This is a genomic window from Amycolatopsis sp. WAC 04182 (assembly GCF_003947465.1).
Classification (GTDB): Bacteria; Actinomycetota; Actinomycetes; order Mycobacteriales; family Pseudonocardiaceae; genus Amycolatopsis.
In genome coordinates this window covers 399,495-417,687 of record NZ_QHJJ01000006.1, presented here as the reverse complement: position 1 = coordinate 417,687, position 18,193 = coordinate 399,495, and the positions used below count along the sequence as shown (strand labels likewise).

Annotated in this window: 17 protein-coding genes; 8 read left to right on the top strand and 9 right to left on the bottom strand. The window is 69.6% G+C overall.

Annotation, left to right across the window (positions count from 1 at the left end; translation table 11 throughout):
- Positions 1-49: 49 nt before the first annotated feature.
- The 3 genes from DMH01_RS31090 to DMH01_RS31080 form a co-directional block, all read right to left on the bottom strand.
- Entirely contained in the window at positions 50-1,252 is a 1,203-nt protein-coding gene (locus tag DMH01_RS31090; protein ID WP_125680994.1) for a GTPase, read from the bottom strand.
- Entirely contained in the window at positions 1,249-3,015 is a 1,767-nt protein-coding gene (locus tag DMH01_RS31085) for a dynamin family protein (protein WP_125680992.1), read from the bottom strand. The genes DMH01_RS31090 and DMH01_RS31085 overlap by 4 nt, the downstream gene beginning before the upstream one ends.
- 121 nt (positions 3,016-3,136) lie before the next feature.
- Positions 3,137-4,222, bottom strand: coding sequence for an IniB N-terminal domain-containing protein (locus DMH01_RS31080; RefSeq protein WP_125680990.1), 1,086 nt, complete (start codon positions 4,220-4,222; stop codon positions 3,137-3,139).
- Positions 4,223-4,517: 295 nt separating this feature from the next.
- On the opposite strand from DMH01_RS31080, the gene DMH01_RS31075 reads away from it, so the two are divergent.
- Both DMH01_RS31075 and DMH01_RS31070 read left to right on the top strand, forming a co-directional pair.
- On the top strand, positions 4,518-5,663 hold the full coding sequence (locus DMH01_RS31075; RefSeq protein ID WP_125680987.1) for a molecular chaperone DnaK: 1,146 nt from the start codon (positions 4,518-4,520) through the stop codon (positions 5,661-5,663).
- Positions 5,660-8,011 (top strand): LuxR C-terminal-related transcriptional regulator, encoded by a 2,352-nt coding sequence (locus tag DMH01_RS31070; RefSeq protein WP_125680985.1) that lies wholly within the window; start codon positions 5,660-5,662, stop codon positions 8,009-8,011. Before DMH01_RS31075 ends, DMH01_RS31070 begins: the two co-directional genes overlap by 4 nt.
- Before the next feature lie 16 nt (positions 8,012-8,027).
- Here DMH01_RS31070 and DMH01_RS31065 read toward each other — a convergent pair whose 3' ends face one another.
- Positions 8,028-9,041 (bottom strand): NAD-dependent epimerase/dehydratase family protein, encoded by a 1,014-nt coding sequence (locus DMH01_RS31065; protein WP_125680983.1) that lies wholly within the window; start codon positions 9,039-9,041, stop codon positions 8,028-8,030.
- Between the two features lie 38 nt (positions 9,042-9,079).
- Here DMH01_RS31065 and DMH01_RS31060 point away from each other — a divergent pair, with 38 nt between their 5' ends.
- On the top strand, positions 9,080-9,532 hold the full coding sequence (locus DMH01_RS31060) for a VOC family protein (protein ID WP_125680981.1): 453 nt from the start codon (positions 9,080-9,082) through the stop codon (positions 9,530-9,532).
- 51 nt (positions 9,533-9,583) lie between these two features.
- Here the strand turns inward: DMH01_RS31060 and DMH01_RS31055 are convergent, their stop codons facing one another.
- Together DMH01_RS31055 and DMH01_RS31050 are read right to left on the bottom strand one after the other, a co-directional pair.
- Complete coding sequence (locus DMH01_RS31055) at positions 9,584-10,468, bottom strand: CU044_5270 family protein (protein WP_125680979.1); 885 nt, start codon at positions 10,466-10,468, stop codon at positions 9,584-9,586.
- Positions 10,461-11,033 (bottom strand): RNA polymerase sigma factor, encoded by a 573-nt coding sequence (locus DMH01_RS31050; protein WP_199745692.1) that lies wholly within the window; start codon positions 11,031-11,033, stop codon positions 10,461-10,463. Before DMH01_RS31050 ends, DMH01_RS31055 begins: the two co-directional genes overlap by 8 nt.
- A 114-nt stretch (positions 11,034-11,147) precedes the next feature.
- Between DMH01_RS31050 and DMH01_RS31045 the strand changes: the two genes are divergently transcribed.
- Together DMH01_RS31045 and DMH01_RS31040 are read left to right on the top strand one after the other, a co-directional pair.
- Complete coding sequence (locus DMH01_RS31045; RefSeq protein ID WP_125680978.1) at positions 11,148-11,552, top strand: hypothetical protein; 405 nt, start codon at positions 11,148-11,150, stop codon at positions 11,550-11,552.
- Between the two features lie 203 nt (positions 11,553-11,755).
- A complete protein-coding gene (locus DMH01_RS31040; protein ID WP_125680976.1) occupies positions 11,756-12,937 on the top strand; it encodes an HNH endonuclease signature motif containing protein in 1,182 nt (393 codons plus the stop codon).
- 46 nt (positions 12,938-12,983) lie between these two features.
- Here DMH01_RS31040 and DMH01_RS31035 read toward each other — a convergent pair whose 3' ends face one another.
- Together DMH01_RS31035 and DMH01_RS43360 are read right to left on the bottom strand one after the other, a co-directional pair.
- The gene (locus DMH01_RS31035) at positions 12,984-14,147 is read right to left on the bottom strand and encodes a HEAT repeat domain-containing protein (RefSeq protein ID WP_125680974.1); all 1,164 of its coding nucleotides are present in this window, start codon (positions 14,145-14,147) and stop codon (positions 12,984-12,986) included.
- 155 nt (positions 14,148-14,302) lie between these two features.
- Positions 14,303-14,476 carry a hypothetical protein gene (locus DMH01_RS43360; RefSeq protein ID WP_233621720.1) on the bottom strand — a complete coding sequence of 58 codons (174 nt, stop codon included), beginning with the start codon at positions 14,474-14,476 and terminating at the stop codon, positions 14,303-14,305.
- Positions 14,477-14,479: 3 nt separating this feature from the next.
- On the opposite strand from DMH01_RS43360, the gene DMH01_RS31030 reads away from it, so the two are divergent.
- The 3 genes from DMH01_RS31030 to DMH01_RS31020 all read left to right on the top strand — a co-directional run bounded on the left by DMH01_RS31030 (position 14,480) and on the right by DMH01_RS31020 (position 17,407).
- Positions 14,480-15,658 (top strand): M28 family metallopeptidase, encoded by a 1,179-nt coding sequence (locus DMH01_RS31030; RefSeq protein ID WP_233621719.1) that lies wholly within the window; start codon positions 14,480-14,482, stop codon positions 15,656-15,658.
- A gap of 38 nt (positions 15,659-15,696) precedes the next feature.
- Positions 15,697-16,287, top strand: coding sequence for a hypothetical protein (locus DMH01_RS31025; protein ID WP_125680972.1), 591 nt, complete (start codon positions 15,697-15,699; stop codon positions 16,285-16,287).
- An 85-nt stretch (positions 16,288-16,372) separates the two neighbouring features.
- Entirely contained in the window at positions 16,373-17,407 is a 1,035-nt protein-coding gene (locus DMH01_RS31020; protein ID WP_125680970.1) for a LacI family DNA-binding transcriptional regulator, read from the top strand.
- Here DMH01_RS31020 and DMH01_RS31015 read toward each other — a convergent pair.
- Complete coding sequence (locus tag DMH01_RS31015) at positions 17,394-18,098, bottom strand: trans-aconitate 2-methyltransferase (RefSeq protein ID WP_125680968.1); 705 nt, start codon at positions 18,096-18,098, stop codon at positions 17,394-17,396. The two genes, DMH01_RS31020 and DMH01_RS31015, sit on opposite strands and share 14 nt — an antisense overlap.
- Between the last annotated feature and the right edge of the window lie 95 nt (positions 18,099-18,193).

Sequence of the window (18,193 nt, the reverse complement as noted above, 5' to 3'; positions counted from 1 at the left end):
TCAGAGCCGCCATAGAGAGGTCTATGGTGACTCGGGGGACCGGCAGGCGTCAAGCCACGAACAGGCTGAGCAGCCCTTCGACCGAGCGCACGATCACCCGGGCGGCCGCGCGTTCGGCGTGCGCGGCGTCGGCCCGTTCCGCCTCGTGCCGCCAGCGGACGAGCGCGCTTTCCGCGGCCGCGTGGATCTCGGCCGGCTCCGCGTCGGGTTCGAGACCGAGCCGCTCGGTGGGCGCGAGTCCCTGCGCGCCGAGCAAGCGGACGGCCTCCTCGGCAACCTCTCCGGTCAACGCCGTGCGGCCGCCGCGGATACCGGCGATGAGCCGCAGTTCCCGGAAGTCGTGCGCCGCCGCGGCGAACCGCTCCACCCGCGCGGCGAGCCGATCGCCGTGCGGAAGTGGTTCGGCGGCGAGAAGACCTTCCAGCCGCACGACCGCCGTGCGCGCCTTCAACGCCTCGGCCCGCGCGACGAAACACCCCGCGAGCGTATCCCTCAGGTCGCCGAGACCGCTGCGGTGCACGAGTTCCGCCGAGAGTTTCAGCCTGCTCTCGCACCCGGTGCGGATCAGGGTGATCGCCAGGCGGACCCCGTAGAGTCCGAACCGCGACACCAGGTGCTTCCTCGATTCCGGCGGGACCCCCACCGGGAACGGATCGTCCACAAAGGAATCGACGGACAGGAGGTACCGTTCCAGCTCCGGCCGGGAGACCGACGCGAGCGCGCGCAGCACCTCGAATTCGTCGTCCCGCAGCGCACGCCCCGCGTAACCCAGTTGCCCGGCGACCGCGATGACTCCCTGGAATCCCGCGCAATCAGGGTTCTCGCGCCAGGCCCGCCGCGCCAGCTGTTTCGCGGTGAGCAGGGCGTCGATCCGGCCCGCGCCGACCTCGTCCGCCCTGCCGAGCACCAGCACGGAGTTCACCGCCGTCTGCCGCGCGAACGCCGAACCGCCCACCGGCCGGGTGCCCGCGAGTTCGTCGGGTTCGAGATGGCGCACCAGCCGCACCGTCGCGTCGACGTGTTCGGCGGGCGCCGGGGTGTCGAACAGTTCGATTTCGCGCAGGGCCCGCGTCGGCCATTCCGCGAGCGCGGAGACCAAAGTGGACTTTCCGGTTCCCGGTGTGCCGGTGAAACCGACGCGCAGCGGTTCTTCCAGGCGCTCCAGGCATTCCCGCAGCATCGACACCGCGTGCGGGCGATCCCGGTAGTGCGCCGCGGCTTCGTTCAGGAGTTCCCGTACGTCGGCGGTCACGCCGAAAGCTCCCGGCGCGGCGTGGCGCCGGTGCCGAGCGCCCCCGCCTTCCGGTGCAGGGCGGCCAGCCGGTCGATCTCCTTCTTGACCCGCTGGGTGCGCCGGTCCCGTTCGGCGGATCCGGCGATGATCAGTTCCCGTTGCCGCGTCAGCTCTTCCGACAGCTGGTCGGACACCGCGGCGAAATGGTCGCGCAGGCGCCGCTGCACCTGACGGACCTCGTCCTTGATCTCCTTGCTGAACCGGATGAACACGTCGTCGACGTGGCGCTGCGCGGCGGCCTTCGCCAGCGCCTGACGTCGCTGCAACCGCGTCCCGCCTTCGTCGCGCACGCTCTTCGTCGCGAACGCGACGCCGGCGCCGAGCGACACCGGGTTGATCAGCGGCAGCCCGGCGAGACTGGTGACCAGGCCGAACATCAGCACGCCGCCGTAGGAACCGCGCAATCCGGTGAAGAGTTTCTGCCCGATCTTGAACCGCTCGATCTTGGGAGCGCCGACCTCGGGGATCGAGTCCACTCCGGACCCGGTCAGCGGTAGTTCCGGCGCTTGGCCGTAATGCGACCCGAACGTCGAGGCGACCGCTTGCGCGATCCACTCCGACCGGTCGGACACCCAGTTGTAGTTCGTCTCGACGGCCTCGGCGAGGTTCTCTTCCAGCCAGGTCTGGAAATCCGGCCAGATCTGCACGGGGTCGCCTTCGTCGAAGGTGCGGTCGATATGCCGCACGATCATCCGCGTCCGCTCGCGCAGGTCGTATTCGGCGTCGGAGATCAGGTCGGTGATCTCGTCCGACAACATGTTCTGCCAGCGGACGTTCTGCCGCCGCAGCTCCTCGCTGCGCCGTTGTGCCTGGTGCAACAGCGTGACCTGGTCGACGCCGTTGTCCTGTGAGACCGCGTTGAGCCGCGTCTGCAACGTCTCGACCAGCTCGACCGCCGCCGCGCGGACACTCACCGCGGCGGCGAGCGCACGGGTGCGTTCGATCGGGCGTGCGGCCTGCTCTCCCACCCAGTTCAGCAGTTCCGGGAAACCGGACCGTCCGTTGAGGACGGCGTCACCGGCCTTCGCGGCGGCCTGGCGCACCGTCGCGGACACCGGGAAGACGTCGGCGACGACGCCGGTCTCCGACAGCGCGGCGCGATTGCGGGCGGCGAGTTCCCGCCAGTCCGGGCTCACGTCGATCTTGGTCAGCGCCAGCACCAGCGCCGGGCACCAGGTGCGGATGTGCCTTGCCAGCGCGAGTTCCGCGGGCTGGAGTTCCTGTGTCGCGTCGGAGACGAGGATCACCGCGTGCGCGTCGGCGAGGACATCGAGGGTGGCGGCGGTGCGCGGCGATCGGGGATCCCCTATCGCCGGGGTGTCCACCAGCACCAGTCCCGTGCCGAGCAGTTCGCGCGGCAGGCCGACTTCGACCCGGCGCAGGGAACCGGGCGGCCGGACTTCGAGTTCCTTGGCCAGGTCACCGACCGGGACGCTTTCCCTGGCGTGCCCGACCAGCGTCGCGGCGGGATCAGCGGCGTAGCCGATCTCCGTGGGCACGGCGGGCGTGCTCGCGTCCCCGACCGCGCAGACCGGCGCGTTCAGCAACGCGTTGAGCAGGTAACCCTTGCCCTGCTTGGGAAAACCGACCACCGCGATCCGGGTGCCCGGCGCCCGTTCGTCTCGTCTGCGCCGGAGGCGTTCGGCCAGGTCGGCGCGACTGTGGGCGGCACAGGCGTCCAAGGTCTCGTTGAGCACGTCGAGCCAGGCTGGGGCTGTCACGGGGATGCAGTGTTCCCTTAACCAAGCGCGGAATCAATGTGGCATGGGCCAACAATGCCGTGCGGGCCCCGCGACCTGCTGCGGTCGCGGGGCCCTGGCACAAAGCTGAAAGATGTTCGTATCAGCCGATGTGGATGTCGTTGTTCGACGCGATGTCGCCGGCGCCGATGTTGACGTCACCGATGTGGCCGATGGTGCTGGTGACGTCGGAAACCGTGTCGTGGACCTCGGTGACGCCCGCGTGGTTCGCGACGTTGGCGACCTCGTTGGCCACGTTGCCCGCGACCTCGCCGGTCACGTCGCCGTGGTTGTTGGCGACGTCACCGTAGTTGTTCGCGATGTCGTGCACCTTGGTGGTGACGTCGGCGACGTCGACGTGACCGATGGTGCTGGTCAGGTCGCCCACCTCGGACAGGAAGTTCGGGGCGTCGCCCGCGCCACCGTCGGTGCGCGGCAGGTCACCGGTCAGGTCGCCGACGGCCGGGACCGAGTCGACGGCCGGGAGACCGGCGGTGTCCACGGCGGGGACGCTGTGGGCCAGGTCGGTGGCGGTGCCGACGGCACCGGTGGCGAGGTCGCCCGCCTGTCCGACGGACGCGGCGTCGAGGCCACGCGACAGGTCGTTGGTCAGCCCGAAGCTGCCGACGGTGTTCTGCGCGAGGGCGGTCACGCCGGCGGCGGCGTTCGACACGTCGGTCACGTCGGAGACGGCCGGGACGGCGGGCAGGCCCGGGACGTCGACCGGCAGGTCGCCCACGGCGGGCACGGCCGGGACGGCCGGCAGGCCCAGCTCCGGCAGGCCCGGCACGGCCGGGACACCCGGGAGACCGGCCTCGGGCAGCCCCGGGAGGGCGTCGGCGCCGGGGACGGCGACCGGCAGGCCGGCGGTCAGCGCGGTGAGCTGGTCGATCGCACCCTGGACGCCGTCGGCGCACTCGCCGTCGGTGCCGTCGACGACGTTCGTGACGCCGCCGAAGCCCGCCAGGTTGTCGGCGGTGGCCGCGGTGGTTCCGGTGAGGCCGGTGGCGGTGTCGACCGGGACGAAGTCGAGCACCAGCGGGACGACCTCGTGCACGTCGGCGGCGTTGATGTCACCGAGGCCGGCGTCGGCCAGCACCTGCTGCGGGTCGTTGGCGAACGCCGTGCGGGCCGCGGTGTCGTTCAGCAGGTTCAGCGTGAAGTCGTGCAGGGTCTGGACGGAACCCATGAAAGGACTCTCCTGGAGGTCTAGGTCGGTGGGGCCGGCTCAGCGGCCGGAGGGCACGGCTGAGCGCAGGTCACCGAAGTTAGTGAGCCGGTGCCACTGGGCACATCGGGGATCACTCCTGGTCGTCGCTCACTCAGCCAATAGGGGATCGGTATGACATCGTTAGGGCGTTAGGGGCTTAACCGAGACGCACTCGGTTGGGTTTAATGCCAACCCTCACCCGGATGGGTCAAGCCGTTCAGGTGAGTGGCCCTATTTGGTCCTTAGGGGCTGGTCAAGCGAAGGAGGATGCTCGTTGCCCTACGTCCTCGGCATCGATATCGCCTCGACCCGCACCACCGCCGCCACCTGCGTGGACACCGGTGACGGCTGGGGCGTGCCCGAGCCGTCGTGGCTCGGCGCGCGCGGCCCGGCGGCGGCGTCCGCGGTGTTCCTCGACGACGACGGCTACCTGCTCACCGGCGACGCCGCGGTCGAGGCGGGCCGGTCCGCGCCCGCCCGTCTGCTCACGGGGTTCCACGAACGGGTCGGCGACGACGTCCCCGTGATCGTGGGCGGCGAGCGGTTCCCGCCCGAATCCCTCAGCGCGGTCCTCGTGGACGCCGCGGTGGATCAAGCGGCCGAACGTTTCGGCGAGAAACCGCGCCACATCGTGCTCACGCACCCCGTCGGCTGGGGTTCGTTCCGCCGGGACCTGCTGCGCCGGGCACTGGCCGAGGCCGGATTCCCCCGTGCCGCGCTGGTGGCGGCGCCGGTCGCCGCCCTGCACGCGTACCTCGCCCCGCACGGCGACGTCACCGCCGGTGTCTGCGAATTCGGCCCGGACGGCGCGGTGGTCACGATCGCCGCCGCCGGCGTCAACGGCTGGCAGCCGGTCAAAACGGTGGAAGGCGTCGACCCCGGTGAGGCCGTCGGCAAGGTCTTCGAACTCGCGCACGGCGCCGGGATCCCGCCCCAGGCGCTGGCAGGCATCGTGCTCTGCGGTGAGGCCCCGCCGATCCCCGGCCGAACCCCGTGCCCCCTCTTCGCTTCGAGCGACCCGGTGCTGACGGTGGCGACCGGGGCGGCCAACATCGCCGCGCGACGTGACGTTCCTCAACCCGGCGGGGCCGCGTCGAACGCCGTCGCGACCATCGAAACCACCCTGCTCCCCCGGGTCGACATGCCCGAAGAGCTCACCGAGCGACCCGAACGGCCGCCGGTGGACATCACCCCCTTCCCCTTGCCAGAACGCACCGGGGCGGCGAAACTGCTCAGCCGGCGCAAGCCTCTCGTCGCCGGGGCCGCGGTCGTGGTCCTGGCCGCGAGCACCCTGCTGCTCACCCTGACCACTCGAGAAGCCACCGCGGACAAGGGTCCCGAAGCCCCTCCCACCACTTCGAGCTCGTGCGCGCCGCCCACCCCCGGTGCCACCCCGTCCACCCCCGAAGGTCGCTGTTGAACGCACTGCTCGACAAGCCCGGCATCATCCATCCGGGTGCCCGGCGCCTGCTCGACGAGGTGACCACCGCCCCGGATCTCCCGGTGCGGGTCACCGTCGTCGCCCCCGGCGGGCACGGCAAGACCCATCTGCTCGGCCAGCTCGGACGTCACTACGCGGACGCGGGGGTCGAAGCGCTGCTGGTCGACGACGCCGATCAGCTCGACGACGACGAGATCGCGAAGATCAAGGCACAGGCCGAAGAAACCACCGCTCCCGTGGTGCTGGCCTTCCGGCCGGCGGCGCGGACGACGACCCTGCGCGTGCTCGCCGATTCCTTCGGCAGGTCGGTGGCCTTGGGCGCGTTCGGCGTCGACGACGTCCGGCGGCTCGTCGAGCACGCCGGCGGTGACGCGGCCACGGCGGAGGACGTCCACGCCAGGACCGGCGGTGTCCCGGGATTCGTGCTCCGCGCGGTCACCGGCAGGCTCGCGGACTTCCGCGGTGAGCTGGAACAGCTGGACGACGACGTGCACCGCTACCTGATCGCGGCGGAAGCGGGCGCCGGCCGCAATCTCGATCTGCTGGCCGCGTTGCTGAACCGCGATCGCGAAGGGCTGCCCGAGGTCTTCGACAGCGCCAGGGCGACCGGTCTGCTCGGCGAGGACGACGTGCTGCTGCCGATCGCCGCCGAAGCCATCCGGACCTGGGGTTCGCCAGGGCGGCGGCTGACGGTGCTGCAGCGACTGGTGGAACTCCAGCTGCGGGACGGGCTTCCGGTGCTGGAGCTCGCTCGTTCCTTGCTGGGGACGGGAAGTTCGGGCGCGAGCGCGGCGGCGGCCTTCGAGGCGGCCGCCCGCGAGGCGATGTCCGACGACACGAAACTCGCGGCGCGGTTCTACGAAGCCGCGTCCGAGGCCGGTGGGCGCGGCGCGGCGCTCACCGTCGGCTGGGCGCACGCCGCGGCGCTGGCAGGGGACCTCGACACCGCGCTCCGGCTCGGCGACGGCATGCTCGGCAGCACGTCGGACACCGATGCCAGGGCAGCGGGCGCCGAAGTGGCGGCGACCGTGCTGGCGCACCGCGGCGAACTAGCGCACAGCGCGGAGCTGTACCAATGGTCCGGCCGGGCGGGATCGAAGGCGTTCGCCGCGATCGCCTTGCTGGGCACCGGAAAACTCGAAGCCGCCCGAGGTGTGCTGGAGACTCCGGAAGTCCCGACCCTGTTCGCGGGCGCCGCTTCACGGATGGCGCGGGCGATCACCGGCTCGGTGTCCGGCTGCGGCGCGGAGACGCTGTCGGCCCTGCTGGGCGCGGCCTCGATGCTCGAATCGGCGGGCGCGCCCGCTCCGCTCCCGGACAGCCCGGCGGCCCTCGCGGCGTTGGTGGGCCTGCATTCCGGCGAACTCGCCCTGGCCGAGTCGGTGCTGAGACGCGCGGTGGACGGGCGGATCGGCGGCGACCTGCTCGCGAAACGGCACCGGCTGCTGCTCGGCTGGGTCGCGATGACCGCGGGCGACCTCAAGACGGCCGCCGAGGCCTTGATGCCGCCGGACGGTCTCGAAGCGCGCGACGAACTCTTCGCCGCCACCCTGCAACTGGGCCTGGCGCGGCGGGCGAGCGATCTTCCCGGCCTGCAACGTTCCTGGGACCGGGCGTACCAGGCGTCGATGCGCCAACAGCCGGACCTGTATTCGTTGCTGCCGCTGGGAGAACTCGCGATCGCGGCCGCACGGGGCGGCGCGGGCGCCAAACTGGCTGGCCGGCTGGAGCGGGCGCATTCCGTACTCGACGCGCTCGGCAATCCTCCATTGTGGACAGCCACCCTGCGCTGGCACGAACTCCACGCCGCCATCACCGTCGAAGATCACGCGTCGGCGGGCGACCATCTGGCCGCACTCGACGATTTCGCCTCCTGCGGCCGCTATCCGGCCGCACTCGCCGCCGCCGCGACCGGCTGGCTCGCCGTCTTGACCGGCTCCTTCGACCCCGAAGAGATCACCGCGTCCGCCTCGGAACTGCACGAACTCGGCCTCTGCTGGGACGCTTCGCGGCTCGCCGGGCAAGCGGCGATCCGGACCTCGGACCGCAAGGCGATGGTCCAGCTGCTCGAAGCGGCCCGCCAGTTCCAAGGGCGGGCACCGGAACCCACCACGGCCACCGGGCTGAGCGCGTTGAGCGAACGGGAACTGGAGGTCGCCCGGCTGGTCGTCGACGGGCTGACGTACAAGCAGGCCGGCAGCAAACTGTTCATCTCGGGGAAGACCGTGGAGCACCACATGGCGCGGATCCGCGGGAAACTCGGCGCCGGGGACCGGCGGGAGCTGCTGGCCATGCTGCGGGAGTTGCTTCCCGCGGGCGAGGGCTGAGGCGGATTCGGGCCTGCTACCGCGCCGCGAGGTAGGCGTCCTCTGCGGCGTAGTCGAGCATCGGCGCGAAGTCGTGGTCGAAGCCTGCCGGGAGCCGATCGGTGGAGACCAGCCAATCCAGTTCGGCGGTCACAGTGGTGGCGTAGTCGCCGGCCGGCCGGTAGCCCAGCCGCCCGGCCGCGGTCATGTCCAGCCGGATACCCGGTATGCGGTCCCAGGGATGCAAGCCGAGTCCGGCGGGGGCGTGGTCGTCGAGGAGCACTTCCTCCCACCGATGGCCGAGGTGTTTCGCGACGGTTCTCGAGATGGCCAGGGCGTCGGGTGCGTCCGGGTCGGCGCAGTTGAGGACACGCCTGCCGCGGTTTTCCGCGGCGGTTTCGATCAGCGCGGCGATGTTCCCGGCCGCACTCGGATGGTCGACGCCGCGGCCACCGCGGGACAGGAGCAGGACTTCGCGCCGGTCGGCCACGCGTTTGACGAACACCCATTCGCCGGGCTTGGCCGACCCCTCACCATGGACTTTGGACGGTCGCAGCACGGTGACCGGGTGTCCGCTGTCGAGCAGGACACGTTCCGCGGCCACCTTGTTGGCGCCGTAGCCGTCGCGAGTGCGGTAGTCGACGTCCTCGCGTGGGGCCATGGTGGGCTGCGACTCACGGATCGGGCCGTCGAAAACCGGCGCGACGGCCGAGTTCACGTGGTTGCCCGCCGCGTCGACATACACGGCCTTGCTGGAGATCATCACCGTGGACCCCACATCGTCCAGCAGTGGCAGCAGATCACGGGCGTGTGCGGCGGTGAAACACAGACAGTCGACCACCAGATCGGCTCCCCCACCGAGCGCCGCCGCGAGTCGGCCGGGTTCGCCGCGGTCCGCGGCGACGAACCGGCCACCCGCGAGCGCGATGTCCTCGGGCATGCGCGAGGAGTCTCGGCCGATCACGGTCACTTCCCAACCGGCGGCCAGCAACCGGCGTGCCGTGGCGCAGCCGATCAGCCCGGTCCCACCGAGAACGACCGCGCGCGACATCGATCAACGATAGCGCAGCGAGTTGATAGACAGGACGGGTGAACGCCTTCTACCACCTGTGCTTCGTCGTCCGAGATATCGGACAGGCGACCGAGGACCTCACTCGCACTCTCGGCGTGACTTGGAGTCCGGTCCGTGCGGGCACCCTCGGCGATTGGGACTACGACATCGTGTTCTCGACCGGCGGGCCACCGTTCTTCGAGGTGATCCAAGGACCCGCCGGCAGTCCGTGGGACGCGACCGACGGGTCTCGCTTCGACCACATCGGCTACTGGTCCAAGGACGTCGAGACGGACAAACAGCGCCTGGCGGATCGAGGCGCGCCGATCGAGTTCGACTCCTGCCCCTACGGCCGTTCCTTCACCTACCACCGGCTCGACAGCATCGGGGCCAGGATCGAGCTGGTCGATCTCGCGGTCCAGCCTGGTTTCCGAGACGTCTGGGCCCAGGGCGTGGCGACGATGCCGCCACTCGACCTCGATGGCCCATGACGGTCAGCCCGCGGTGGCCGGGAGCGGGGCACGCTCCCGGCCACCGATTCGCTACTCGGGCAGGGTGTCGGTCCACTCGGCGTTGATCCTGGCGCCGGCGGGGTTGGCCACCTTGTACACCGCCCCGTCCATGGTGACGAAGACCGACGTCCCGTTCACCCGGCCGGTCGCCGGATCGACGACGAGCCGCTCGCCCGTGGGCAGCACCAGGCCTTGCCCGCCCGGCACCGTGCCGAGGTTTTCGACACCTGGGTAGGCGGCGATCATGCGGAAGGCCGTGGCCCGGACCTCCGGCGTGGCCGGCAGTGTGGACACCAGCGAGATCAACGACTGGAAGGCGGCTTGTTCCCGGTCGCTCGCGGTGAACTTGCCCGCGCTCGTCCTGGCGTCACTGCGCTCGAGGGCCTCGGCGATCCAGGCCTTCAACGCGTCCGGGTCCGTCGGCAGGGCACGCAACTGTTCGAGGGTCAGATCGACGGCGACCAGCGAGAACGGGGTGGCCGAGAGCGCCTTGATCGGCATGACCTTGCCTCCCGTCTTCGCTCCCCGCATCCACGACTGACCGTCCGGCTTGATCCAGTACTCATACTCACTCGCAGCAGCGGCGGCGTCCGCCTCAGTCACCTTCACGTGCCAGTAGGTGCCGGACCCCTCGGGGGAACGCTCGGCGGCGGTGGCGGCCGCGAGCAGGATCTGCTGCCCACTGACCGTTTGCACCGGCGGACCGTCGACCGATGCGGCAGGCATGACCGCGATCGCCACGGCGGCAGCGGCGGCCGCCGTGAGTCCGGCTCCCGCGATCAGCCATCCGGTCCGCCGCTGGGAAGTCCGGCCACCGCGAATCCGGTTCTGGAGCCGGTGACGGCTGCGGTCGATCACGTCCTGGGACGGCTCGTCGACGGCCAGCGCGGCGCGCAGTGTCTGCAGGTCATTCATCGAGTGCCTCCGGGGTGAGGATGAGGTTGAGTTTCTTGCGTGCACGGTTGAGCCGGGAGCCGACCGTGCCGGAGGAGATACCGAGCGCCGCGGCCACTTCCTCATACCCGAGCTGGCCGAGCGCCACGAGCAGCAACACGTCCCGTTCCCCCGCGGAAAGCCGGGACAGCGCGTTCGCGAGTTGAGGAAGCAACCGCCGGGCGGCCACCGACGCGACCACCCTGCTCTCGTGGCCCTCGACCACTGGTGCGGCGCTCACCCGTGCCAGCGCCCGATAGTGCCGAGCCTCCCTGCGGCGGTGCCTGGCCACCAGATTCGTGGCGATGCCGAACAGCCAGACCCGCACCTCACCGCGTTCGGCGTCGAACGTGGCGCGCCGGTCGAACGCGACGAGGAACGTCTCCGCCGCGATGTCCTCCGCGGTCTGCGCGTCCAGCCGGCCGGCCACATAGCGGTAGATGGCCGCGAAGTAGCGATCGTGCACTTCGGTGAACAGTTCCGGGTCTTGCGGCAACCGGGCGGCCAGGTCGGCGTCGGTCACCTGCTCCCCCGTTCCCGCTGTCATATGCCCGCCTCTGACATGTGGATCCTTCCCGTCGACGGTCAGCTTTCACCACCACTTCGCCGTCGGCCGGTTTCTTCTTCCCTCGAAGCTCGGTCTCACCGGCATACTCTGGTCGTGACCGATCTTCCGGCGGACGTGGAGACGCGCTACCGACGTCTGGCCGCACAACGGCGCTGGCCGCGGGAGACCGAAGCCGCGTTCCGGGCGAGCGTCGCGCGATACCGGGCGTTGGACCAGGGCTCCGAGCTTCGCCAGTACTACGAGTACGTGGATCATGAGGGCCTGGTCGACGAAGGAGCCCGCTGGCTGTGGGAGGCGGTCGTGGTCGACCACGAAACAGTGGCCATCAAGCAAATCGAGCAGGATTCGTCCGGGGCTGCTCACCGCTACTGGTGGCGGAACATCGAGGATGACGCCGGCGGACTCACCGACCAGGCGCTCGACCTCGCCGAACCCGGCCTCACGCCAGTTTCCCGAGCCACGTTCTACGCGCTCTGGGAGAGCATCACCGACAAGTGAGGCTCGGCGATTCGTCCCGAGTGGCCGGTAGCCCCGTCGACGTGATGGGAGGCGTCGGTCAGTGCAACCGAGAACCGATGGCGACCCACCAGTACGGCCACATGGCCGGCGTTCCGCATGCATGAGAGTACCGTTCACTCTCCGCTTAAATTCGATCACGCTCTCGATCGCATTCGAACGTAAGTTCGAGTATGATCATCGGCATGACCACAACTCTCCCTTATAACCCGAAAGCCGCTCGCTTTCTTGACACCGCGTTCGACGAAGAGCTTTCGCTTCGTCGGACACAGGGACGTCAGGTACGGGCGTTAGCCGACTTCGCCACTCGCGGCGGGTCACGAAGATCTGTGACCGAGGAGGTCGCCCTGCGCTTCTCGGTCACCCGCAATCACGCGTTCCTGCTCGTCGAGACCTCTTGCGCTCTCGTCGCCCGCCTGCCGAACACTCTGGCGGCGTTGGAGCGTGGCGATATCGACCTGTACAAGGCTTCCAAGGTCATGCAACTGACACGGGAAGTATCGGACGAAGTCGCGGCGCAGGTCGACGCCTGGCTGACCAAACGCCTCGCCGATCGTGATCCTGTCGCGATCCGAGGCTCGGTGAGTTACGCCGTGCAGAAATTCGATCCCGACGGTTATCGCGAACGAGCCGCCAAGAAACGCGCGTCGCGGCATATCTCGTTGGAACACCACGACGGGATCATGTCCACCCTCTCCGGCCATCTTCCCACGGAAGTCGCCAGTTCCCTTTACGCATCGATGAGCCGAGCCGCGCGATCCCGGCGGAACAAGGACAAATCCCGCACCCTCGATCAGCATCGCGCCGATATCTTCGCCGAACGCCTGCTGGCCGAGGACGGACACGGCAAGCCGCGTGCGCACATCCATGTCTATGTCGATTTCTTGACACTCGTCGGCGCCGGCAAGGACCCCGCGACGCTCGCCGGGTACGGGCCCATCCCCGATTGGCTGGTCCGCGAGATCGCCTCCGACCCCGGCTCGACCTGGTCGCGGCTGATCACCGACTCCGCCACGGGCCAGCTGCTGGAAGCCGGCGCCGGCAAATACCGGTCACCGGCGTCCTTGGCACGGTTGATCAAGGCGCGGGATCGCGAGTGCACGCAACCGGGCTGTCACCGGCCTGCCGAGTTCTCCGAGATCGACCACATCACCTCCTGGGCTCGGGACGGCAAGACCAACCATCACAATTGCCACATTTACTGCAAAGGCCACAATTTGCTTCGGGAGGAACCAGGGTGGTCGGCCGTGCCCACCGGCGACGGCGGCATGATCATCACCACGCCGAGCGGGGACACCTACGAGACATCGCCAGAGCCGTTCCACGAACCACGTACGGGTCCCGATGACGACGAACCTCAAGCCTGAGCGCCGGTGCGGAGGCTCTACACCGACGCCCAGACGGCAGCGAACATCAGACCTGTGTCCCCAACGCCTTCAACGCCGCCCTGACCACCCGTCGCGAAGGATCCTCGACCATCGGCCGCACCGAATCGACCGGAACGGCATCCAGAATCCGAAGCGCCCCAACGGCTTGCGCCCGCACCCTGGCCACAGGATGCCTCAGCAACGGATACAGCAACCGCCCGTCCTCTGCTCGCCCCGACTCCGCAAATCCCGCGATGGCTCCGAGAGAAGGGTTCGCGACGGAGACAGCGGACCGGTACCAAACGACAGCGTCGACGCCCGTACGCCGGGTGGCATCCCGTGCGAGCGCGCGGATCAGCGTGGAACGGTCGTCCAGCAGACCCGCGATCTCCTCCCAGTGGCCGAGACGTGCGAGTCCGGTCAGCGCGCTGATCCGTACTTCGCCGTGGCGGCAGGCGGCCAGCTTGCGCAGGACGTCCACGCGACCTGTCCAGACGGCGTCGCGGGCGACGGCCTCGCCGGCTCGTACGCGGATGCCCTTGTCGGAATGCGTCAGAGCGAGCCGGACCAGGTCATCGAGTTTGAGATCGCCACGCCGAGTGCGCACCTCGAACGCGAACCGCGGCACCGCGGAGTTCACCGAGCACATCAGCCGCTCGAGCACCTCCGCCGGGACGTCGTAAGCAGCCGCGTACAGCTGTCGCACGCCGAAGCCACCGCGGCGACGGCGCCCCAGGTGAAGCATCGTTTCGGCAGCCGGCCGCAGGTAGGTCGCCGGATCATCGTGCAGCAGCCGGATGACACCCGCGCGGGCGACATCGCTGACCGGAGATGCCCAGTCCGTCATGCGCAACAGCAGGAACGGAAGTGTCGCCGGGCAAGGTTTCGCCAGCAGTCTCGTGACCGCCAGTTCCCGCATCCGGCCGTTGCGGTGCGAAGCCACGATCGCGGTTGCCAGCAGGCCTGCCTTGCCGACCCTGAGCGACAGAGCGAGCTCATCCAGAGCCCGCTCGTTGCGCCAGTACTCGTCGAGAGTCGCGATGAGCGCCGGTGTCTCAGTGATCTTCTCGAAGGCAGCCGCGATTTCAGCGGCATCGCCGGATTTGTCGACGCGCACGAGCGCTTCGACGAGCATGCCCACACCGCTCCCCCGGCTCTCCAGCGTTTCCTGGAGTGCCTCGGCCAAGGACTTCTTTTTCCCGAAGATCACCCGGTGATCCTCCCGCATCTCCCGCCCGTCGCGCTCATCCTTTTCGCGGGTAGACGCTCGAACACAAGGCGCGTAGGAACAGGAGAATGGTTGAGGAAAGGTCCAGACGAGTTTTCCTGTCCACCTCGGCGGCGCTCTCGGCGGCTGCCCTGTCGTCAACTGCCCTCGCCGGTGTCCCGGCCGGCGCCGAAGAACCAGAAGTTCATGGCCCAGGCGAACTCCTCACTCCGCAACGCCCCGACGCCGAGCTCCGGGCGATTCTGCGGGAGATCGACGAACATCGCATCGAGACCACCGTAAGGAGGCTCGCCGCCTTCGGGACGCGGCACACGTTGTCCTCGCAGACCGATCCCGTCCGCGGAATCGGCGCCGCCCGCGACTGGATCTTCGCGGAGATGACGAAATCCGCGCAGCGGTCGGGCGGCCGGATGACGGTCGAATTGCAGTCGTACCTCCAGCAGCCCGCCCCACCCCGGATCCCGGTGGCCACCACGATCACCAACGTCGTCGCCACGTTGCGCGGTTCTACCACCCCAGAACGGGTCTACGTAGTGTCAGGCCACTACGACTCCCGGTGTTCGGATCCGCTCGACGCGACGAAGGACGCTCCGGGCGCCGACGACGACGCTTCCGGAGTGGCCGTCGCGATGGAACTCGCCCGGGTGCTCGCCACTCGCCGCCCGGCGGCGACCATCGTGTTCGCGGCGGTCGCGGGCGAGGAGCAAGGCCTGTTCGGCGCGCGGCACATGGCGACGCTGTACAAGGCGGCGGGCGCGAACGTGCAGGCGATGTTCACCAACGACATCGTCGGTTCGAGCCGGGCGGACGACGGGACAAGGGATCCGCGCACGATCCGGTTGTTCGCCGAGGGCGTGCCGACGTCGGAGACCCCGGTGCAGGCCGACATCCGGCGCGCGGTCGGTGGCGAGAACGATTCGCCGTCCCGCCAGCTGGCCCGGTTCGTGCGGTCGGTCGCGGAGAACGACGCGACCGGCATGACTGTCCGGGTGATCCACCGCCGAGATCGCTACCTCCGGGGTGGCGACCACATCCCGTTCCTCGAACAGGGCTATCCGGCCGCACGGTTCACCGAACCGCACGAGGATTACGCGCACCAGCACCAGGACGTCCGGGTGGAGAACGGCAAGCGGTTCGGCGATCTGCCCGAGTTCTGCGACTTCCCGTTCATCGCCAGGGTCGCGCGGGTGAACGCGGCCACGATGTGGTCGCTGGCGACCGCGCCCGGCACCCCCGAGGACGTCCGGATCCGCACGAACCAGCTGACGAACGACACGGATCTGGTGTGGCGGCGCGGGACGGACCCGGATCTCACCGGTTACGAAGTCGTCTGGCGGGAGACGACGGCGGCCGACTGGACGCACGTGATCAAGGTCGGCGACACGACCGAGGTTAAAGTGGATCTGTCGAAGGACAACGTGTTCTTCGGTGTGCGCGCGGTCGGGAAGAACGGCCGCCGCGGCCCGGTCGCGTTTCCGACACCTCTGAGTTGAGGGGGCACAGAGTTGAGGGACACAGAGCTGATGCCACGATGACAGTCACCCCCGGCGACCTCGACGCGGCGATCAGGAGCGTGACGGACAGCCTGCGCGAGGCGTCGGGCCGTGACTGGACGGCGGCACCGGGCACCGGCGAACTGAACGCCTGGCGAACCGCCGAGCATCTCGGCGACTGCCTCATCTCCTACGCCGGCCTGCTGATCGCGCGGCCACCGACACCTCGGTTCGTCTGCTTCGAAGCCGTCGCCGACCGGGCCGCGACTCCGTCGGAGATGCTGGAGTTCGTCGCGGTAGGCGGCGGCATCCTGTGCGCCACGCTCCGCACGGTGGCCCCGGACGTCCGCGCGTATCACCCGAGCGGCCGCGCCGACCTCGAAGGTTTCGCCGGAATGGGCTGCGTCGAAGTCCTGGTCCACGGCGAGGACATGGCCAGCGGACTCGACGTCACCCTCGATCCCCCGCGCGACGTCTGTTCGCGGGTGCTCGCGCGGATGTTCCCCGAGGTGGACGTCGACGGCGTCGAGCCTTGGACGGCGTTGCTGTGGGCGACGGACCGGGTGGAGCTACCGGGCCGCCCGTCGCGAGCCGGATGGCAATGGCGAGGCGCACCGCTCGGAGAATGACCGCGTGACCGCGGGACCGAGCGGTACTGAAAGCGCTTTCTCATCCCGTAGAATCCCCTCGCCACCGGAGCCGAGGGAGTAACGAATGGCCCACCAGGCCCAGAACACCCTCGGCGACGTCGCGAAGGCGGCCGGAGTCTCGCTCGCGACCGCCTCCAGAGTGCTCAACGGCACCGCGAGCGTCGGCCCGGCGCTGCGCGATCGTGTCGTGCGAGCGGCCGAACGGCTGGCCTACTCCCCCAACGCGCACGCCCAGGCGCTGGCCCGGTCGTCCAGCCGGACGGTCGGGGTGATCTGTCACGACGTCGGCGACCCGTACTTCGCCGGCATCGCCCGCGGGGTGATGCGCGCGGCGAGCCGTCACGACCTCCAGGTCGTCCTCGGCAGCACGTTCCGCGCCCCGGACCGTGAGGTCGCCTACACCGCGATGGTGCGCGGGCATCGCGTGCGGGCGATGCTGATCGGGTCCGGTTTCGAAGACCGGGAGCGCCAGAAAGTCCTGCGCCGGGAGCTGGACCGCTACCGCGCGACCGGCGGACGGGTCGCCGTGCTCAGCAGGCACCGCGGCCTGCGGGCCGACGCGGTCCTGCCGGAGAACCGGGAAGGCGCCGCCGACCTCGCGCGGGCTTTGCTCACGCTCGGACATCGCCGGTTCGCCGTGCTGTCCGGGCCGACGTCGCTCACCACGGTCGTCGACCGCGTCGGCGGCTTCCTCGAAGCCCTCGCCGAAGCAGGCGTCGCAGTAGAGCGCCAGGACATCGTCGAAGGGCCCTTCACCCGCGACGGCGGTTACGAGGCCGCTCAGCGGCTCATCGGCCGCGGCCTGCGCGCCACCTGCGTCTTCGCCTCGACCGACGTCATGGCCGCGGGCGCGCTCGCGGCCATGCGCGAGCACGGGATCGACGTTCCCGGCGACGTTTCGCTGGCCGGGTTCGACGACATCCCGATGGTCCGCGACCTGACACCACCGCTGACCACCGTGGCCCTCCCGCTGGAAGACCTGGGCGAGCGGGTACTGGAACTGACGACGCTGCCGGAACGCGCCGGCCGGACCCGGACGGAGCGGGTCCGCGGGCGAGTCGTGCTGAGGGAGAGCACGGCACCGTTCAGCGAGGCTTGAAGGCCACCACAGCGGCCTGAATGCCGTTCCGCCAAGTCACGCAGGCATCCAAGGCGCCCAACGCCCCCAAAGCACGAAGGTGCCACTCGGCCGGAGGATGCCATTCGACCGAAGGCGAATCACCGAACAACCGGGCCCGTTCCACCACGGCGGGCCCGAGCACCGGATCCACCGCGGCCTGATCCCACCAATTACTCCAGGGATCTTCGCCGTCGTCGCTCGCGGTCGCCACAACCTCCGCGTCCGGCATGTCGTCCACAGTGGCCACGAATCCGCCCACCCGCACGAGCCCGGCGAGTTCGGCGTACAACTCGGTCAGCCGCCCGGGCGGCAGATAATGCAACGCCATGACCGCCAGAACGGCGTCATAGCCCTCGTACGGCAGTCGCGTGCCCCAATCCGGGTCACGCAAGTCGGCCCGGACCACCTCCACCGAGGACGGCAGGGACGCGTCGGCGATCGTCAGCATCACCGGATCCAGATCGACCAACGTGATCTCCGCCCCGGGAAGGCGCTCGAGCAGCCGGGAACAGAGCGTGCCCGTGCCGCCACCCAAGTCCAGCACCCGCGGCGCCGGACCGTCACAGTGCGACGCGACCAGGTCGATCGTCCGCGCGATCGCCCGCTCGCGTCCTGGATGGTACTTCGCCATGAGGCGCTCCCAGCGGTCGTTCCAGTCCCCAAGAGTCATAGCGACAATGATAATCGATATCAGCTGAGCAGCGTTCCGTCACCGGCCGCCTCCAAGCAGTGGGCGAGGTACGGCCGATCGGCGCAACTTGACCG

Coding starts and splice junctions, on each gene's coding strand:
- DMH01_RS31080 (WP_125680990.1), bottom strand. CDS start 4,222: ATGGGTTCCGTCCAGACCCTGCACGACTTCACGCTGAACCTGCTGAAC.
- DMH01_RS31065 (WP_125680983.1), bottom strand. CDS start 9,041: ATGTCGCGCGCGGTCGTTCTCGGTGGGACCGGGCTGATCGGCTGCGCC.
- DMH01_RS31055 (WP_125680979.1), bottom strand. CDS start 10,468: ATGAATGACCTGCAGACACTGCGCGCCGCGCTGGCCGTCGACGAGCCG.
- DMH01_RS31050 (WP_199745692.1), bottom strand. CDS start 11,033: ATGACAGCGGGAACGGGGGAGCAGGTGACCGACGCCGACCTGGCCGCC.
- DMH01_RS31040 (WP_125680976.1), top strand. CDS start 11,756: ATGACCACAACTCTCCCTTATAACCCGAAAGCCGCTCGCTTTCTTGAC.
- DMH01_RS31025 (WP_125680972.1), top strand. CDS start 15,697: ATGACAGTCACCCCCGGCGACCTCGACGCGGCGATCAGGAGCGTGACG.
- DMH01_RS31020 (WP_125680970.1), top strand. CDS start 16,373: ATGGCCCACCAGGCCCAGAACACCCTCGGCGACGTCGCGAAGGCGGCC.
- DMH01_RS31015 (WP_125680968.1), bottom strand. CDS start 18,098: ATGACTCTTGGGGACTGGAACGACCGCTGGGAGCGCCTCATGGCGAAG.